A 16,711-nucleotide genomic window follows, 5' to 3' on the forward strand; every position below is an offset into this window, starting at 1 on the left:
AAGAGCCCACCCTTTTCACGCCGGCTGACCTGCGTGCCGCCATCTCATCGGCATGCAGGTCTGTGATTGTGAAGGGGCTGGCCGTTCAGTCCCTGCCTCTTTTGGATCGGGTTCAGGATGAATCGATCCGGCTCTGATGTCCGGATTTTGCAGATGTATCCGTAGGGCGCGAGGCTATCGAGCGTCTTGCGCCCGGCCTCGTGATGCCCGTCATGGCTCAGAGTCCTGCTCTCGAAATCGGCGGGGCGATCTGGCGGATGGCGGAACTGTGGACCCGGGGCTGGTTCGCCCGGTTCAGTAAAGCCGCTTCTGCGAGGCGGGATCGTAGCCCGTCCAGTCGTCCCCGGCGCCGGTCCGCAGCTTCTCCACCCAGCGGGGGTCCTGCAACAAAGCCCGGCCGAGCGCGATCAGATCGAACTCGCCCGCGGCGAAAAGCGCGGGCACCGTCCCGATCCCGGCGCTTTCCACCACGGTGACCGGATCGCGGGCATAGGGCGTGCCCAGACCCACCGAGCCGACCGCCACCACCGGCAGGCCGAACATCTCTCTGACATGGCCCGCGAGTGTGCGCCCGGACCCCTCGAAGCCGGGATCGAAATAGCGCCGGGTCGAGACGTGAAAGCCGGTGATTCCGGCATCCACCACCGGCCGCAGCGCCGCGCGCAGGGCCTCGGGGGTCGGCCAGGGCCGGGCATCGTAGAAGCCGCCCTTCCATTGCGAGAACCGCAGCATGACCGGGAAATCCGGCCCCGCCGCCGCCCGGACCGCCGCCGTCACTTCGGCCGCGAAACGGGGGCCCTCGCCCCAAGCGTCGCTGCGGCGGTTGGTCTGGTCCCAGAAGAACTGGTCGATCAGATAGCCATGCGCGCCGTGCAGCTCCACCCCGTCGAACCCGGCCTCGCGCGCGAAAACCGCGCTGCGGGCAAAGGCGGCGATGGTGTCGCGGATCTCGCCCTCGCTCATCGCGCGGCCCTTCGGGCTGCCGTCGAGCGCCAGCCCCGAGGGGCCGAGGACCGGGGCGTCGGGGAAGGGCGGCGCCCCCTCGTCGCGCACCGCGCCCAGATGCCAGAGCTGCGCGAAGATATGCCCCCCGGCCTCATGCACCGCCCGCACCACCCCGGCCCAGGCCGGGACGGTGGCGGCGTCGAGCCTCGGGATGTTGTCCGCGCTGCCCGCCGAGGGCGTGTCGATATAGACGCCCTCGGTGACGATCAGCCCCACCCCGGCCGCCGCGCGGCGGGCGTAATATTCCGCCACGTCGCGGCCCGGCAGGCCATGGGGCGAGAAGCCCCGCGTCATCGGCGCCATGACGAAGCGGTTCGGCAGCGTGAGCGGCCCAAGGCGGAACGGCGTGAACAGGGGCGCCACGCTGGCGGGAAGCTCTGTCATGCTTTCCTCCTCAGACGGCGCTCAGCCGGGCGATCTGATCCGCGCTCAGGTCCAGCCGCGCACCGCGCGCAAGCGAGTCGAGGTGCGCGACCGAGGTGGCCGAGGCCAGCGGCCCGATCACCCCGGGCTGCGCCGAGACCCAGGCCAGCGCCACCTCGGCAGGCGTCGCCGATAGCTCCGCCCCCACCTCGTCCAGCGCGGCGAGGACCGCGAGGCCCTTGTCGGTGAAATAGCGCTCCAGACTGCTGGCCCGCGCACGCCCCTCCAGATCCTCGCGCCGACGGTATTTGCCGGTCAGGAAACCCGCGGCCAGCGAGTAATAGGGGATCAGGCTCAGCCCTTCCGCCAGCACCAGGTCCTGCATCGCGCCCTCGTAAGCGTCGCGCCGCATCAGGCTGTATTCGTTCTGGATGGTCTGATAGCGCGCGATCCCCTTCGCGGCGGAAATCCCGAGCGCCTCGCCCAACTGACCGGCATCGAAATTCGACGCGCCGATCCAGCGCACCTTGCCCGCCTGCACCAGCCGCTCATAGGCCATGAGCGTTTCCTCCTGGCCCACGGCGGGGTCGAACCAGTGGCTCTGGTAGAGGTCGATGTAATCGGTCTGCAACCGTTTCAGCGAGCCCTCGACCGCCGTCTCGATCCATCTGGCCGAAAGGTCGATCCTGCCCTGGCCAATGTCTGATCCGACCTTGGTGAAGATATGCACCTTGTCGCGGTTGCCGCGCGCCTTCATCCAGCGGCCGATGATCTTCTCGCTTTCGCTGTCGTTGCCCGGCACCCAGCGGGAATAGACATCCGCCGTGTCCAGCGCGGTGAAGCCCTGGGCGAGATATGCGTCGAACACTGCGAAGGATGTGGCCTCGTCCGCCGTCCATCCGGCGGTGTTGGTGCCGAGGACCAGCGGCGCGATATGCAGATCGGTGCGGCCAAGCTGACGCTTTTGCATGATGCCTCCTGTGGTTGCGGGCGCGATCATCGCAAGGTTACGCTCCGGAGCCCAGCCAGGCCAGGGCGATCCGGCGGCAGATCGCCACCGCGCAGTGCAGGTTCTCCACCGGCACCGATTCATCCGCCGTGCCGCTGGCGCCCAGATGCCCCGGCCCGATGATGGCGAAAGGCGCCTCCACCCCGTCCATCAGCACCGCCCCGTCGGAATAATAGGACACGCCGAGGATCTTCGGCCGCTCGCCCCGCTCCTCCTCGCAGATCCGGGCGCAGAGGGCGACGAAGGGCGAATCCGCCCGTTCCTCGACCGCGGGTTTGAAGTCGATCACCTCAAGCGCGATCCCCTCGCCCAGATGCGCGGCCAGCCGGTCGAGGATCACATCGGCGGGCACCCCCGGCGGCAGGCGGATATCCACCACCGCCTCGCAATATTCCGGCGTCATATTGTTGGCCGAGCCGCCCTGGATCCGGTTCAGGCTGAGCGTCGGCCCGTCCAGCAGCGGATGCGCGGGCAGATCGAAGGTGAATGTCTTCAGCCGCTCCAGCCCTGCCATCAGCGCGTGGATCGCATTGGCGCCGCCCTCGCCCGAGACATGGCCGATCCGGCCGCGTGCGCTCAGCCGCAGCCAGAGCACCGCCTTTTCCACCACGATGATATCCAGATCGCTCGGCTCGCCGCAGAGGAAAGCGCCGATCTCGTCCTTCAGCCCCTGCGCGGCGAAACGGCGCGCGCCGAGCAGGTCGTTGCTCTCTCCAGCGGTGAAGGCCAGCACGAGATCGCCTTCCAGCGGCGTGCCCGAGGCGGCGATTTCCCCGGCGGCGGCGACCATGCAGGCCAGGGCGGATTTCATGTCGCTGGCGCCGCGGCCATGCACCCGCCCGCCCTCGATCAGGCCGGAGAACGGATCGCGGCTCCAGCCGGTGGCGCCGGGGGGAAGCGTGTCCATATGCGACGAGAACACCATCGCCTTGCGCCGCCCCGCCCCGCGAATGCGGCCGAGGACATTGGCGCGGCCGGGCTGGAACTCGTCCAGCTCCGCCCCGATCCCCAGAGACAGCAGCGCCTGGTGCACCAGCCGCGCCACCTCCAGCTCGCCGCCGGGCGGATCGCAGCTTGGCACCCGGATCAGTTGCGACAGGAACTCCGCCACGTCGAACACCGCCGCGCCCTGCGTCTTGTCGTGAAGGTCTTCCATCCGCTTCCCCCGCCGTTTGGCGCACTATGCGCGAGCCCGCGGGCGGTGATAAGCGGCGATTTCCCGCAGGCCGCCTGCGGGGCCGCGGCGCGGGCAAAATCGCCTCTGGCAGGGAATATCCGATCCGGCTAACAGAAAGCGCAGCCGGAACGGCGGTCGCGGCACAGGGGAAAAGGCGATGACGGGAAGAACGGAACGCTCGGTGCTGTCCTATCTGACGGTGGCGATCATCGTCACGGTCCTCGGCCTTGCGCTCGGGGCCTGGCTTGGCTGGCAGATGACGGGCACCCTGGGCGGCATGGCTTCGGTCTTCTTCATCTGCGCCGTGCTGGCGGTGCTGGAGATTTCGCTCTCGTTCGACAATGCCATCGTGAACGCGAACAAGCTGAAGGACATGACGCCGAAATGGCAGCGCCGTTTCCTGACCTGGGGCATCCTGATCGCCGTGTTCGGGATGCGGGTGATCTTCCCGCTCATGATCGTGGTGATCGCCGCCAATGTCGGCCCCTGGACCGCGCTGACCATGGCCGCCAGCCAGCCCGAGGAATATTCTCGCATCATGCTTGAGGCGCATCTGCCGATCGCGGCCTTCGGCGGCACCTTCCTGATGATGGTGGCGCTGAGCTTCTTCTTCGACCATGAGAAAGACGTGCACTGGATCCGCTGGATCGAAGAGAAAGCCCAGCAATATTCCTCGGTCAAAGGGGTCGAGATCGCGGTGGTTCTGGTGATCATGATGATCTTCACCCGCATCATCGGCGATTCGGACGCGCCCCATCTGGGGCCGGTGGCGGCGAACACCTTCTTCTATTCGGCGGTCTGGGGCCTTCTGACCTTTCTTCTGGTAGAGGTGGTGGGCGGCGTGCTCGACCGCAGCCAGCAGATGCTGGAGGGCGCGGCCAAAGGCGGTTTCGGCGCCTTTCTGTATCTTGAGGTGCTGGACGCCAGCTTTTCCTTCGACGGCGTGATCGGCGCCTTCGCCCTGACGCAGAACCTGTTCGTCATCGCCATCGGTCTGGGCATCGGCGCGATGTATGTGCGTTCGATGACCATCATGCTGGTCGAGCGCGGCACGCTCGCCGAATACCGCTATCTGGAGCACGGCGCCTTCTGGGCGATCATGATCCTGTCGGTGATCATGTATCTCCAGGCGCTGATCCATATCCCCGAGGTGATCACCGGCCTCGGCGGCGCCTGCCTGATCGGGGTGGCGCTCATCTCCTCGATCCGCTGGAACCGGCGCGAGGCCGCCGCCGCAGAGTAGAGCGGGCGCGGCGGATCCGCTCGCGCAGCCGCTCCCACCCTTTGAACAGCCCGCGTTTCGCGGGGGATTCGAAGATCTCGTCGGGGCCGTTCGGATCGAGGATCTCGTTGTCGGCCAGCCATTTGGTGAAACCGTTCAGATCGGGCAGCTCATAGGGCCGCAGGCTGCGGCCCGGCCCGCGCAAAGCCTCGACCGTGGCCAGCAGCGATCCGGTCCGCGCCAGCGTCTCGCCGACGACCCCGGGCGTCACCCCCAGATGTTCGGCGAGCAGATCGTCGCGCAACGCCGCGATCCCCTCGCGCAGATGGGCGCAGCCGGGCGCGTCAGTGGAAAGGATCACGTCGCATTCGGTATCCAGCCGCAAAGAGCGGTTGTTGACGTTCGACGAGCCCACCCGCAGCACCGCATCGTCGACCACCATCACCTTGGCATGGACATAGATATCCGCGCCCCCTGCCGTGACCGGATGGTAAATCCCAAGCCGTCCGTGCATGTCGATCCTGCGCAGGGCCTTGACCAGCCGGGCGCGGGCGGTGTCCATCGCCAGCGGCTCCAGCCAGCCATGGGCGGCGCGCGGGTTGATCACCAGAATCTCCGGCCCGTCCTCCTCAAGCAGCCGTTCGGCCACCGCCCGCGCGATGCGGCGCGAGGCGAAATACTGGCTTTCCAGATAGATGAAGCGCCGCGCCGCGCGGATCATGTCGGCGTAGGCCTCTTCTATCTCGTGGCGCGGCTCCACCCCCTCCATCTTCGGGACGGTGCGGGCGATGGCCAGCGGCGCATCCCTCAGCCGCGCGGGCAGCCCCGGGGGCCAGCAGTCGTGGCAATCCTCGCAGGGCTCCAGCACCTCGCCGGTGGCCGCCTTCCAGCGGGCGCGCGCCAGATCGGCGATGGCGCCGGCGGCCTTGCCGTCGAAGGCGCTGGTCGCGTCATGCCAGGGCGGATGGTGCCGACCGCCGGGGCTGATGCGCTTCGGGTCGTCGTCCAGATGCTCGCGGGTGTCCCAGCGGTTCATCGTCATGTCGATCCCGCCGCAGAACGCCATGCAATCGTCGATCGCCACGATCTTCTGATGGTGCGAACTGGCCAGGGGATGCGCCGCGTCCAGCCGGAGCGTGATGCGCGGATGGGCCTTCCAGCGCAGGATCGTGAACAGGGTCGTGCCGCGAAACAGCGTCTTGAGCGCGCCGGTGTCCCAGCGGAGCAGGCGGATTTCCAGCGCAGGCGTGCGGTCTGCCAGCCAGAGGATGAAATCCCCCAGCCGTTCCGGCCCACCGTCTGAGTGATCGCCGAAACTGATCCGCGCGTCGAAATCCCAGCCGATCAGCAGGATCGAGCGCCGCGCCGCCAGCATCGCCTTGCGCACCGCCACGAAATAATCCGCCGCATCGACGATGAAGGCGAAACGCTCCGCGGGCTCGATGCGCCAGCAGTTCCGGCCCGGTTCCATCACTATGCGGCTCTCTTGCATCGGCCCCTCGTCCCCGATGCTGAACGCAAGGGGCCGCCCGCCGGTTCCGCCGCGATTTCGGGCCCCGGTTTCGGCGTGGCGGTGCTTGTGAGGATCCGGGCCGTGGCGGCTGTATCACCCTCGGTATCTGTTGAAGCCCCGGAGGGGGGCCAGCCCCCGATTGCCTTCGGCAATCCCCCCGGGATATTTAGAGACAGAAAATGAGGCAGGTCGTTTTGCGCGCCGCGGTCTGGCGCGGGAGGCTGTTCCCGGATGCGGGGAGCTGCCAAGCAGGTCCGCGGCCCGCGCGGGAGAGCGGGCGGGGCCCGGGGGCCCCGTCCCGGGGGGTCAGGCGGCGTGTGTTGTGAACATGCCTCTGGTTATGGCGGCCATGTCGATGGTGCCGAGCGGGCGGCCTTCGGCGTCGGTCACCGCGAAACGCTCCTGGCCCGAGGCGATGATGCGGCGCGCGGCCTCGTCCAGCAGCGTACCCTCGGGCAGTTGCGGGAGATCCGCATCCGCCGGGCCCCTGGTCATCAGCGTTCCGACCCGGATCACCTTGCCGCGGTTCACATGTTCCACGAAGCTGGAAATGTAATCGTCGGCCGGGTGCATCACGATGTCCTGGCCGGTGCCCTGCTGCACCATCTCGCCGTCGCGCAGGATGGCGATCTGATCGCCGAGGCGCAGGGCCTCGTCCAGGTCGTGGGTGATGAAGACGATGGTCTTGCGGATGTCCTTTTGCAGGTCCAGCAGGATCGTCTGCATGTCGACCCGGATCAGCGGGTCGAGCGCCGAGAACGCCTCGTCCATCAGAAGGATCGGCGCGTCGTTGGTCAGCGCCCGGGCAAGGCCCACCCGCTGCTGCATGCCCCCGGAAAGCTGGTTGGGATATTTCTGCTCGAACCCTTTCAGGCCGACCCGCTCCAGCCAGTAGGTTGCGGTTTCCACCTGTTTCGCCCGCGCCACGCCTTGGACCTCAAGCCCGTAGACGGTGTTCTCCAGCACATTTCTGTGCGGCAGCAGCGCGAATTTCTGGAACACCATCGCCGTCTTGTGGCGGCGGAATTCGCGGAGCTGGTCGGGGGACATCTTCACCACATCCTCGCCGCCGACGATGACCTCGCCCGAGGTCGGGTCGATCAGCCGGTTGATGTGGCGGATCAGCGTCGACTTGCCCGAGCCCGACAGCCCCATGATCACCTGGATCCCGCCCGCCGGCATCGAGATGTTGATGTCGCGCAGCCCCAGCACATGGCCGTGCTTCTCGTTCAGCTCGGCCTTGGACATGCCGCCCTCGACCAGCGACACCAGTTCCGCCGCCTTCGGACCGAAGATCTTGTAGAGACGCCGGATCGCGATGCCGTATTCGTTGATTGCCGGATCAGCCATGGACGATCTCCAGATGCTTTTGCAGGCGCCGGCCGTAGGCCTGGCTTACGCGGTCGAAGATGATGGCGATGCCGACGATCGCCAGACCGTTGAACATGCCCATGGTGAAATACTGGTTGTTGATCGCGCGCAGCACCGGCTGGCCGAGCCCCTGCACCCCGATCATCGAGGCGATCACCACCATGGCCAGCGCCATCATGATGGTCTGGTTGATCCCGGCCATGATCGTCGGCAGCGCCAGCGGCATCTGCACGTTCTTCAGCTTCTGCCAGGACGACGAGCCGAAGGCATCCGCCGCCTCCAGCACGTCCTTGTCGACGAGGCGGATCCCCAGATTGGTCAGCCGGATCATCGGCGGGATGGCGTAGATCACCACCGCGATCACCCCCGGCACCCGGCCGATGCCCAGAAGCATCACCACCGGGATCAGATAGACGAAGCTCGGCATGGTTTGCATCACGTCGAGGATCGGGTTCATCACGCTTTGCATCCGGTTCGAGCGCGCCATCAGGATGCCGATCGGAATCCCGAGCGCGATCGCCACCACGGTGCAGACGAAGATCATCGACACGGTGCGCATCGTGTCTTCCCACATGTCGAACCAGCCGATCAGCAGAAGCGTGATCACCGCGCCGATCACGATCTTCCAGCTGCGGCTGGCGAACCAGGCGATGGCCGCGACGAGCGCCAGCATCACCGGCCAGGGCGTGGCCAGCATCAGCCGCTCGGAATGGATCAGGAACTGCCGCAGCGGCTCGAAGATCGTCTCGAACGTGCCGCCCCAGGCCCGGGTGAATTCCCGGAAACCGTCGTCGATGACCTTCCGCAAATCCCGCAATGAACTGTCGCTCATATGCGGAAAATTATAAAACCAATCCATCAAAAGACCCCCGGGTTCGCTTGTTGTTGCCGTGCCTGCGCCTGTGCGCGGCCGGTTTTTTTTGCCCTGCTTTCTGCCGCAAGAGCGACCGGCGGTTTCATCCTAATGCGACACGAATGCGCAAAAACCGTCCTGGGCTGCGGTCGGTTTCCCTGTGGTCCGCCAGCTTTGCCGGCGCCCTCAGGGAAGGCTGTCCGGCGGCATGGAAACCGCCGGACAGGTCTTTGATCAGAGCGCCGATCTGATCTTTTCGGCGGCCTCGGGGGTGACCCACGGGGTCCAGATTTCCTCGTTGTTCTCAAGGAAATACCGCGCGCCATCCTCGCCCGCGGCCTGGTTGTCGGTCATCCAGGCCATCAGTGCGTTGACGGTGGCGTTCGACCAGGACCTGGTGTCGAGATAGGCTTTCACATCGGCCGGGGCGCGCTCGGCGAAGCCCGAGGTCATCAGCGTCTGCACCGTGTCGCCCGGCCAGTCGTTCTTCTGCGGATCGGGGCATTCCGCGACCGAGTTGCAGCGCGCCCATTCTTCCGCGTTGAACTCGACGCCATGGTCCAGCTTGACCATCTCGTATTTGCCCAGAAGCGCGGTCGGAGCCCAGTAATAGCCGACCCAGCCCTGCTGATTCTCGTAAGCGCGGGCGATGGAGCCGTCGAGGCCCGCGGCCGAGCCGGTGTCGATCAGCTTGAACCCGGCCGCTTCGGCGCCATAGGCCTTGAACAGTTGAGCGGTGACCACGGTGCCGCCCCATCCGGCCGGGCCATTGTGCACCGCGCCCTTCGAGGCGTCCTCGGCATCGGGGAACAGGTCGGGGCGCTTCAGCACATCGTCGATGGTCTTCAGATCGGGATTGGCGTCGGCGAGGTATTTCGGGATCCACCAGCCCTGGACCGCACCATCCGACAGCGCCAGCGCGCCGGGGACGAGGCGGCCTTCCGCGGTGCCGCGGGCGATCACTTCGGGCACCAGATCGACCCAGCCCTCGGGGGCGAGGTCGGGGGCGCCGGTTTCTACCATCGAGGTGATGGTCGGCACGGTGTCGCCGGTGATCACGCTGGTGTTGCAGCCATAGCCTTCCTTGAGGATGAAGGCGTCAAGCGCGGCCAGAACTTCGGCGCTTTGCCAGTTCATGCTGGCGATGGTGACATCGCCGCAATCCTGCGCCATGGCGGCGGTGGCGCCAAAGCTGACGCCCAGCGACAGAAGCGCGGATACAGACAATTTCTTCATGAATTTCTCCCGATTGCGGTTTGTGGATGAACCTGGCGGCGACACCGCTTCTGCCGTCAGGTTTCGGATCTTGCGGACGGATCCCGCTCCGGCAGCGAAGACGGGAGCGGGACCCCGGCTCTCGCCGGCACGGGCGTGCCCTTGCGGATCGACCGTGCTGTCATTGTCTTCGGTCATGTCGGATCGTGAAACTTCCGCGGCGGAAGATCAACGGAAAACCGCCCCGGCTCGGCGCCTCACGCGACCTTTATCAGGCTATTGCGACATGGCACGTCATGCCGCAGCCGCTTCGGCGGGAAACGGTCTCACCCTGCCGGATCGGTCAGAATCACCGCATTGGCCGGGTCGAAAGCCGCGGTCAGCGCCTCTCCCGCGCGGGGCAGCGGGCCGCCGTCGTTCTGCGCGAAGACCGAAATGGCGCGGCCCTGGAAGTCCATCCGCAGAATCACCGCCGTGCCGGTGAACACCTCATGCGAGACGGTGCCGCTCAGCCGGTTCGGCCCCTCTCCGGGCGCGGCGACCTGCATTTTCTCGGGCCGCACCGCCAGCGTCACCTGGCGCCCAGGGGCGGCCTCGTCGCGGGTGGTGACGAGACTGCCGTCCTCCAGCCGCACCCGGGTCAGCCCGCCCTCGCGCGCCTCGACCATGCCGGTGAAGAGATTCGCCGCGCCAAGGAAATTCGCCGCGAACACCGTCGCCGGGCGCTCATAGATCGCGCGCGGGGCGCCGATCTGTTCGACCCTGCCCGCCCGCATGATGGCGATGCGGTCGGAGAGCGTCAGCGCCTCTTCCTGGTCGTGGGTGACGAAGATCGTGGTGATGCCCAACTCGCGCTGGATCTGTTTCAGCTCGATCTGCATCTCTTCGCGCAGGTTCTTGTCCAGCGCCCCGAGCGGCTCGTCCAGAAGCAGCACCCGCGGATTGGTCGCCAGCGCGCGGGCCAGCGCCACCCGCTGCTGCTGCCCGCCCGAAAGCTCACGCGGCTTGCGCTCGCCGAACCCTTCCAGCCGCACCAGCCTGAGCAATTCTTCTACCCGCGCCGCGATTTCCGCCTTCGGGCGGTGGCGCACCGACAGGCCGAAGCCGAGGTTCTCGCGCACGTTCAGATGCGGGAAAAGCGCGTAGTTCTGGAACATCAGCCCTATGTCGCGGCGGTTCACCGGCACCCTCTCAACCGGCTGGCCGTCCATCAGGATGCGCCCGCTGTCGGGCGTCACGAACCCGGCGATGGCGCGCAGAAGCGTGGTCTTGCCGCAGCCCGAGGGGCCGAGCAGCCCGAAGAACTCGCCCTCGGCGATGGTCAGCGTCACCTCGTCCAGCGCGCGGGTGGCGCCATAGGTTTTGGTGACGGATTGCAGATCGACGGACCCCATTCAGCGCTCTCCTGAAAAGCTCGACAGCCGGGCGAAGGCGATCATCAGCGCCATGGAAACCAGGATGACGATGGTCGAAATCGCGTTGATCTCGGGGGTAAAACCCTGACGGATCGAGGAATAGATCTCGACCGGCAGGATCGAGATCCCCACCGGAGCGAGGAAATAGGAAATCACGAACTGATCGAAGGAAATCGCAAAGGCGAACAAGGCCGCCGCCACGATCCCCGGCGCCATCAGGGGCAGCGAGACCCGGCGGAACACCTGCCAGGGCGTGGCCCCGAGGCTCGCGGCCGCCTCCTCGAACACCGCGCCGAAGCTCTGCATCCGGGCCGAGATCACGATCACCACATAGGGCAGCGACAGCGCCACATGGCCCAAGAGGATCGAATGCAGCCCGCGCCCGATCCCGGTCCAGAAGAAGAAGATCAGCATCGCCGTGCCGGTGATCAGCCAGGGGATCACCAGGGGCGGCATCAACAGCCCCTGCAAGAACCGCTTCCCCGGAAAATCGTAGCGCGCGAAGGCCAGCGCCACCATCGTGCCCAGCGAGGTCGCGATCGCCATATTGGCCAGCGCGATCCAGACCGAATTCCAGGTGGCACGGAGCAGCCGCTCATTCTCGGCCAGCTTCCCGAACCAGACCGTATCGAAGCGGAACGGCAGCATGTAGAGCGGCGATTTGTTGAAGGCCATGATCATCATCACAAGGATCGGCACATACAGAAACAGCAGCACCAGCCCCAGATAAGACCGCGCCAGCACCCCGAACATCCGGCTCATGCCGCCACCCCCTGCACATGCCGCCGGATCAGCGGCCAGAACAGCGCCATCAACAGGAACACCGCCCCCAGCATGACAAACCCAAGCGCGGCGCCGAGCGGCCAGTTGAACGCCGCGGTGAACTGGTTCTCGATCAGCGTGCCCAGCATGATCGCCTGGGTGCCGCCAAGGATCCGCGGCTCCATGAAACTGCCCATCACCGGAACGAAGGTCAGCATCGCCCCGGCGATGATCCCCGGAAGGCTCAGCGGCAGGATCACCCGCAGGAACACCTGCCCCCAGGACGCGCCAAGGGACCGCGCCGCCTCGGTCAGCGAGGGGTTGATCCCTTGCAGCGAGACATAGCAGGTCAGCACCACATAGGGCAGATAGGCATGGGTCAGCCCGACCAGGATCGCGGGGTAAGAGTTCATGATCTCGATCGACGGCGCCCCCGGCCAGACCGCATGCAGCGCCCGCCCGATCAGCCCGTAATCGGTCAGCACCATGGTCCAGGAAAAGGTCCGCACCAGCCCGTTCGACCAGAACGGCAGCACCACCAGCAAGAGCATCGCCTCGCGCCAGCGGTTCTTTATCACCCGCGCCAGCACCCAGGCCGCAGGATAGCCGAAGGCCAGACACAGCAGGGTGACATGCAGCCCCAGCATCATCGAGCGCCCCGCGTTCACCAGATAGACCTCCTGGGTGAAAAAGGTCCGGTAATGCGCCAGGGTGAATTCGGGCGTCCCGCTCAGCGGTGAGACGGTCAGGAAGCTGAAATACAGCATCGCCGCCAGCGGCAGCAGCACGGTGGCCAGGAGCCACAGATAGGCCGGCCCGGCCAGCCACAGGATCGCGCGGTTGCGTGCGGCGGTGGTCGTCATCTCGCGCGCCTTCCCTGTTGCGCCGGGCGGTCATTCATGTCTCAAGATACCGCAATGAACCGGGTCTTTCCGGCCCCCGCCCGGTCCTTCCGGGGGTTAAGTGACCTGAAAACACCGCCGCCATCAACAGGGAAGAGATATGACCATCACCAGATACGCCGCCGCCGCGGCGCTGACCGCCGCCCTGGCCGCCCCCGCCCTTGCCGAAGAGATCCGCGTGCTGAACTGGAACAGCTACGGCACCGACGCCGAATTCGCCATCCAGGAGTTCGAGGCCCAGACCGGCATCAGGGTGCTGCACGACTATTTCACCTCGGAGCAGGAGGCGGTGACCAAGCTCCAGACCGGCGCGGGCTCCTATGACGTGGTGATCATCAACGGCGCGATGATCGACACGATCCGCGAACTGGACCTCTTGCAGGGCATCGACACCGCGCAGATCACCCGCTGGGACGATCTGACCCAGGCCTTCAAGGAAAACGAATCCGTCTACAACAACGACACTTACTGGGGTGTGCCCTGGGTCTGGGGCGTGAACGGCCTCGCCTATAACAGCGACAGGATCACCACGCCCATCACCTCGGCCAATGCGATGTGGGATCCGGCCCATGCCGGCCGCGTGTCCTTGCGCGACGATGCCGAATGGCAGGTGAAACAGACCGCGCTGGTTCTCGGCCAGGACATCAACCACCCCGAGGATCTGGCCGCGATCAAGGCGAAGCTCCTGGAGCTGAAACCCCAGGTCAAATCGCTCTGGATGTCGGAAGACGAATGGATGAAGGGCATGGCGAACGGCGCCTATGACATCGGCCAGATCTGGGCCGGCGGCGCGATGCGGGCCAAGACCACCTTCGGCCTGCCGGTCGAATTCGTCATCCCGGATGAGGGCGTCATCGCCTGGTTCGACGTGCTGGGCACCCCGAAAGGCTCGAAAAACCCCGAGGGCGCGGCGAAATTCATCGACTACATGATCTCGCCCGGGTTCTACACCCGCTGGGATACCGAGATCGGCGCCGCCACTTCCGCGAACCCGAAGGCGCTGGAAGCCCTGCCCGAGGGCAGCTTCAACCGCGACGTGCTGGGCGACCCGGCGGTGGCCGAAAAGCTGCGCTTCATGGGGCCGCTCTCTGATGCCGAACGTCAGGCCTTCCAGCAGATGTGGGCCGAGGTGAAGACCGAATTCGCCCGCTGACCCTGGCGCGGCGGCTTTCCGAGGCCGCCGCTTCCCCCGGAAGGAATGCCCATGCTGATCGGCCCGAACATCGGCCTTTCCCGCGCCTGGAACACCTGGTCCACCCGCCCGGCCGAGATGGTGTTCCTGCCGCTCGGCGCCCGCGTGACGCCCGTGCTTTACGCCACCAGCACGCGCAGGGCGTCGCTCATCACCGCGGGCCAGGACATCACTTTCGGCGAGCACGCGACCGACGGCAGCCTGATCAGGTTCCAGACCAGCCACGCCGGAACGGGGATCGACTGGGCTTACGACAAGGCCGACCCCTGGGCCTTCACCGGGCGCTGGCAGGGCCGGGCTTTCGGCGAATGGGCCCTGCGCTATTGGGTGACGCTCTGCCTGTCGTCTGAGACCGGAGAAGAGGCCCGCTGGGACGAGGGCCTGAGCGCCGCGATCCTGAGCTTCGGCCAGCGCCATGTCGCCCTCGTCTGCGACCAGGCCCCGGTCCAGGTCACCGCCCATGCCAGCCCCGGGGCGCTCGCAGAGGATTACGAGACCAACGGCTATTTCACCAAAGCCGCGCGCGGCAGCCACGCCCCCTGCATCGCCCTGCGCTTCAACCTGGAAATGATGCCCGCGGCCCGCTTCGCCGCCGCCGTCGCCGATTCCATCCCTCTCGCCGTCGAAAAGGCCCGCACCGCGCTTGCGCGCGAGGCCCCCGCCGCCCTGCCCCTCCATCAGGGCCGGGCCGGGGGCGCGCTGGACGCGATCCGCGACGTTATGGGCTGGAACACGCTCTGGGACGGCACCAACCGCCGCCCCTGGACCGCCGTCAGCCGGATCTGGCACCTGGGCGATTTCGCGGTCTGGTATAACGACGCCACCTTCAACGCGCTGATGTGCGGGCTGTTCGACGAGGCCCTCGCCCGCGACAACATGGTGGCCGCGCTGGCCTCGGCCACGCCGCAGGGCAATATCGCCTGCATCGCCACCTCGAACGACATCTGGGTGGACCGCTCGCAGGCCCCCCACGGCGCGCTGATGGCCTGGCTGATGTTCCTGCGCGCGGGCGACCGCAGCCTGCTGGAGCTTTGCTACCCTGCCCTTGCCGCCAACCAACGCTGGTGGCGCGCGCATCGCGACCCGGAGGGGATCGGCCTCGTCTCCTGCGGCTCGTCCGATGTGGGCGACGGTCTCTACAAGGGCAGCCATTTCGGCGCCCGCAACGAGACCGGGATGGACAATTCCCCCACCCATGACGAGGCGGTCTGGAACCCGGAAACCCGCACCCTGTCGCTGATCGACCTCGGGCTGAACTGTGCGCTGGCGCTCGATGCCGAGATGCTGGCGAAGATCGCCACGGAACTGGGCCACAGCGAGGATGCCGCAGAGTTCACCGTCCTTGCCGGGTCGAGCCGCGCGAAGATCCGAAGCGAACTCTGGGACGAGAGCCGCAAGATCTTCGCCAACCGTCAGCGCGGCGGCGGCTTCGTGCGCTCGGTGGGGCCGACCAGCTTTTACCCGATGCTTTGCGGCGCGGCCTCGCCCGAACAGGCGGAGCACCTGATCGCCCATCTGGAAAACCCCGAAACCTTCGGCGGCGAATGGGTGATCCCGAACGTCTCGCGTGACGATCCGGCGTTCGGGGATAACGTCTACTGGCGCGGCCGGATCTGGGCCAATGTCAACTGGTTCACCTGGCAGGCGCTGCGCCGCGAGGGGCGTCTCAACGAGGCCCGCCGCTTCGCCGACAAATCCCTGCGCCTGTTCATGAAGAACTGGTCCGCGCGCATCGCCGCCGAGAACTACAACGCCACCACCGGCGAGGGCCAGGACCAGCTTGACGCCGATCCGTTTTACGCCTGGGCGGCGATGCTGCCGCTGATCGCCCTCGGCGAGGTGATGGATGTCTCGCCCTGGCACGGCTGGGAGATCACCCTGACCGGCGAGGACGTGAACCTTGGCCCGGTGCTGATGCCGCCCGGCCGCGTGACGCTGACCTGCCGGGGCGATTCCATGCACCTCAGCCGCGGCGCTGAGGCGCTGTTCGGCACAGACGGCTGGCGCGGACGGCTGACGCAGATCGCCGCCGGTCCCGACCGGATCTCGCTCGACCTGTGGCCCGAAGGCGAAGGGCAGGGAACCCTCATCCCCCCGCCCGCCTTCGATACCGCATATCTGTTCGTAAACGGCGAGGCGCAGCCCCGCGGCCCCCGGGAAATCCCGCTCACTGGCCTGGGCCCCGGCAGCCGGATCACCCTGATCCGCTCTTCCGCCCTCACGGGCGTCATCGCCAGCGAAGAGGTCCGTCAGGACCGATGAGCGCCCCCCGGCCTACCGTCGCGCGTAATGTTCCGGCGGCTGTTCGCTGCGCAATCCCGCGCAACCGCACCCGGCCTCCAAAGGCAGCGCCGCCAGCACCATCAGCGCCAGTTTCGACGCCAGAGGCCCCAGCACCTTATACGGATCATCGCCAAGGATCTTCACTCCCGCCGGCGCGAAATAGCTCTGGAACGCCGCCGTCACGAAGCTGATATTGGTGATACAGGCCCCGATCTCGCGCGCCAGCGTCACCTCGGGCGCGAAGGAATGGTTGATGAAATCCGCCCCCATGCTGCGCCAGGCCATCACCTCGGCCGGGCTGGTCAGCCGCGGCCCCCAGGCATGGGCGCAGACCAGCCCCGCCTCCTGGCCATAGACCCGCCCCGGCCAGCGCGCCCGCCCCCCCCGTTAGCCCCCCCCAGCGCCTTAGGGGCCGGGGAGCGCCGTTCC

The 16,711-nt window shown here is 66.8% G+C and carries 14 protein-coding genes; 3 read left to right on the top strand and 11 right to left on the bottom strand.

Going from position 1 to position 16,711, the window contains the following annotated elements; all coding sequences use genetic code 11:
* Window positions 1–294: 294 nt before the first annotated feature.
* The 3 genes from XINFAN_RS01655 to XINFAN_RS01665 are packed head-to-tail and all read right to left on the bottom strand — an operon-like array spanning window position 295 to window position 3,533.
* On the bottom strand, window positions 295–1,389 hold the full coding sequence (locus tag XINFAN_RS01655) for an oxidoreductase (protein ID WP_124084755.1): 1,095 nt from the start codon (window positions 1,387–1,389) through the stop codon (window positions 295–297).
* A gap of 10 nt (window positions 1,390–1,399) precedes the next feature.
* Window positions 1,400–2,338: an aldo/keto reductase gene (locus tag XINFAN_RS01660; protein WP_124084756.1), complete on the bottom strand. Its 939-nt coding sequence runs from the start codon at window positions 2,336–2,338 to the stop codon at window positions 1,400–1,402.
* 37 nt (window positions 2,339–2,375) lie between these two features.
* Entirely contained in the window at window positions 2,376–3,533 is a 1,158-nt protein-coding gene (locus XINFAN_RS01665; protein WP_124084757.1) for a M20 family metallopeptidase, read from the bottom strand.
* A 178-nt stretch (window positions 3,534–3,711) separates the two neighbouring features.
* On the opposite strand from XINFAN_RS01665, the gene XINFAN_RS01670 reads away from it, so the two are divergent.
* Entirely contained in the window at window positions 3,712–4,797 is a 1,086-nt protein-coding gene (locus XINFAN_RS01670; RefSeq protein WP_124084758.1) for a DUF475 domain-containing protein, read from the top strand.
* Here XINFAN_RS01670 and XINFAN_RS01675 read toward each other — a convergent pair.
* From XINFAN_RS01675 to XINFAN_RS01705, 7 genes are all read right to left on the bottom strand, one after another.
* A complete protein-coding gene (locus XINFAN_RS01675) occupies window positions 4,748–6,247 on the bottom strand; it encodes a phospholipase D-like domain-containing protein (RefSeq protein WP_233352089.1) in 1,500 nt (499 codons plus the stop codon). The genes XINFAN_RS01670 and XINFAN_RS01675 overlap by 50 nt on opposite strands.
* 348 nt (window positions 6,248–6,595) lie before the next feature.
* The gene (locus tag XINFAN_RS01680) at window positions 6,596–7,639 is read right to left on the bottom strand and encodes a quaternary amine ABC transporter ATP-binding protein (RefSeq protein ID WP_124084759.1); all 1,044 of its coding nucleotides are present in this window, start codon (window positions 7,637–7,639) and stop codon (window positions 6,596–6,598) included.
* Window positions 7,632–8,519 (bottom strand): ABC transporter permease, encoded by an 888-nt coding sequence (locus XINFAN_RS01685; RefSeq protein WP_124084760.1) that lies wholly within the window; start codon window positions 8,517–8,519, stop codon window positions 7,632–7,634. The genes XINFAN_RS01680 and XINFAN_RS01685 overlap by 8 nt, the downstream gene beginning before the upstream one ends.
* 228 nt (window positions 8,520–8,747) lie before the next feature.
* Window positions 8,748–9,749: a glycine betaine ABC transporter substrate-binding protein gene (locus tag XINFAN_RS01690; RefSeq protein WP_124084761.1), complete on the bottom strand. Its 1,002-nt coding sequence runs from the start codon at window positions 9,747–9,749 to the stop codon at window positions 8,748–8,750.
* Window positions 9,750–10,054: 305 nt separating this feature from the next.
* Window positions 10,055–11,122, bottom strand: a complete 1,068-nt coding sequence (locus XINFAN_RS01695; protein WP_124084762.1) for an ABC transporter ATP-binding protein — start codon at window positions 11,120–11,122, stop codon at window positions 10,055–10,057.
* Window positions 11,123–11,905 carry an ABC transporter permease gene (locus tag XINFAN_RS01700; protein ID WP_124084763.1) on the bottom strand — a complete coding sequence of 261 codons (783 nt, stop codon included), beginning with the start codon at window positions 11,903–11,905 and terminating at the stop codon, window positions 11,123–11,125. It abuts the gene before it with no gap.
* Entirely contained in the window at window positions 11,902–12,768 is an 867-nt protein-coding gene (locus tag XINFAN_RS01705; protein ID WP_124084764.1) for an ABC transporter permease, read from the bottom strand. Before XINFAN_RS01705 ends, XINFAN_RS01700 begins: the two co-directional genes overlap by 4 nt.
* 139 nt (window positions 12,769–12,907) lie before the next feature.
* Between XINFAN_RS01705 and XINFAN_RS01710 the strand changes: the two genes are divergently transcribed.
* Both XINFAN_RS01710 and XINFAN_RS01715 read left to right on the top strand, forming a co-directional pair.
* Window positions 12,908–13,960, top strand: a complete 1,053-nt coding sequence (locus XINFAN_RS01710) for an ABC transporter substrate-binding protein (protein WP_124084765.1) — start codon at window positions 12,908–12,910, stop codon at window positions 13,958–13,960.
* Between the two features lie 51 nt (window positions 13,961–14,011).
* Window positions 14,012–16,261, top strand: coding sequence for an MGH1-like glycoside hydrolase domain-containing protein (locus XINFAN_RS01715; RefSeq protein WP_124084766.1), 2,250 nt, complete (start codon window positions 14,012–14,014; stop codon window positions 16,259–16,261).
* Window positions 16,262–16,273: 12 nt separating this feature from the next.
* Here the strand turns inward: XINFAN_RS01715 and XINFAN_RS01720 are convergent, their stop codons facing one another.
* On the bottom strand, window positions 16,274–16,567 hold the full coding sequence (locus XINFAN_RS01720; protein WP_233352090.1) for a nucleoside phosphorylase-I family protein: 294 nt from the start codon (window positions 16,565–16,567) through the stop codon (window positions 16,274–16,276).
* Between the last annotated feature and the right edge of the window lie 144 nt (window positions 16,568–16,711).

Source organism: Pseudogemmobacter humi, from assembly GCF_900609055.1.
Classification (GTDB): Bacteria; Pseudomonadota; Alphaproteobacteria; order Rhodobacterales; family Rhodobacteraceae; genus Pseudogemmobacter; species Pseudogemmobacter humi.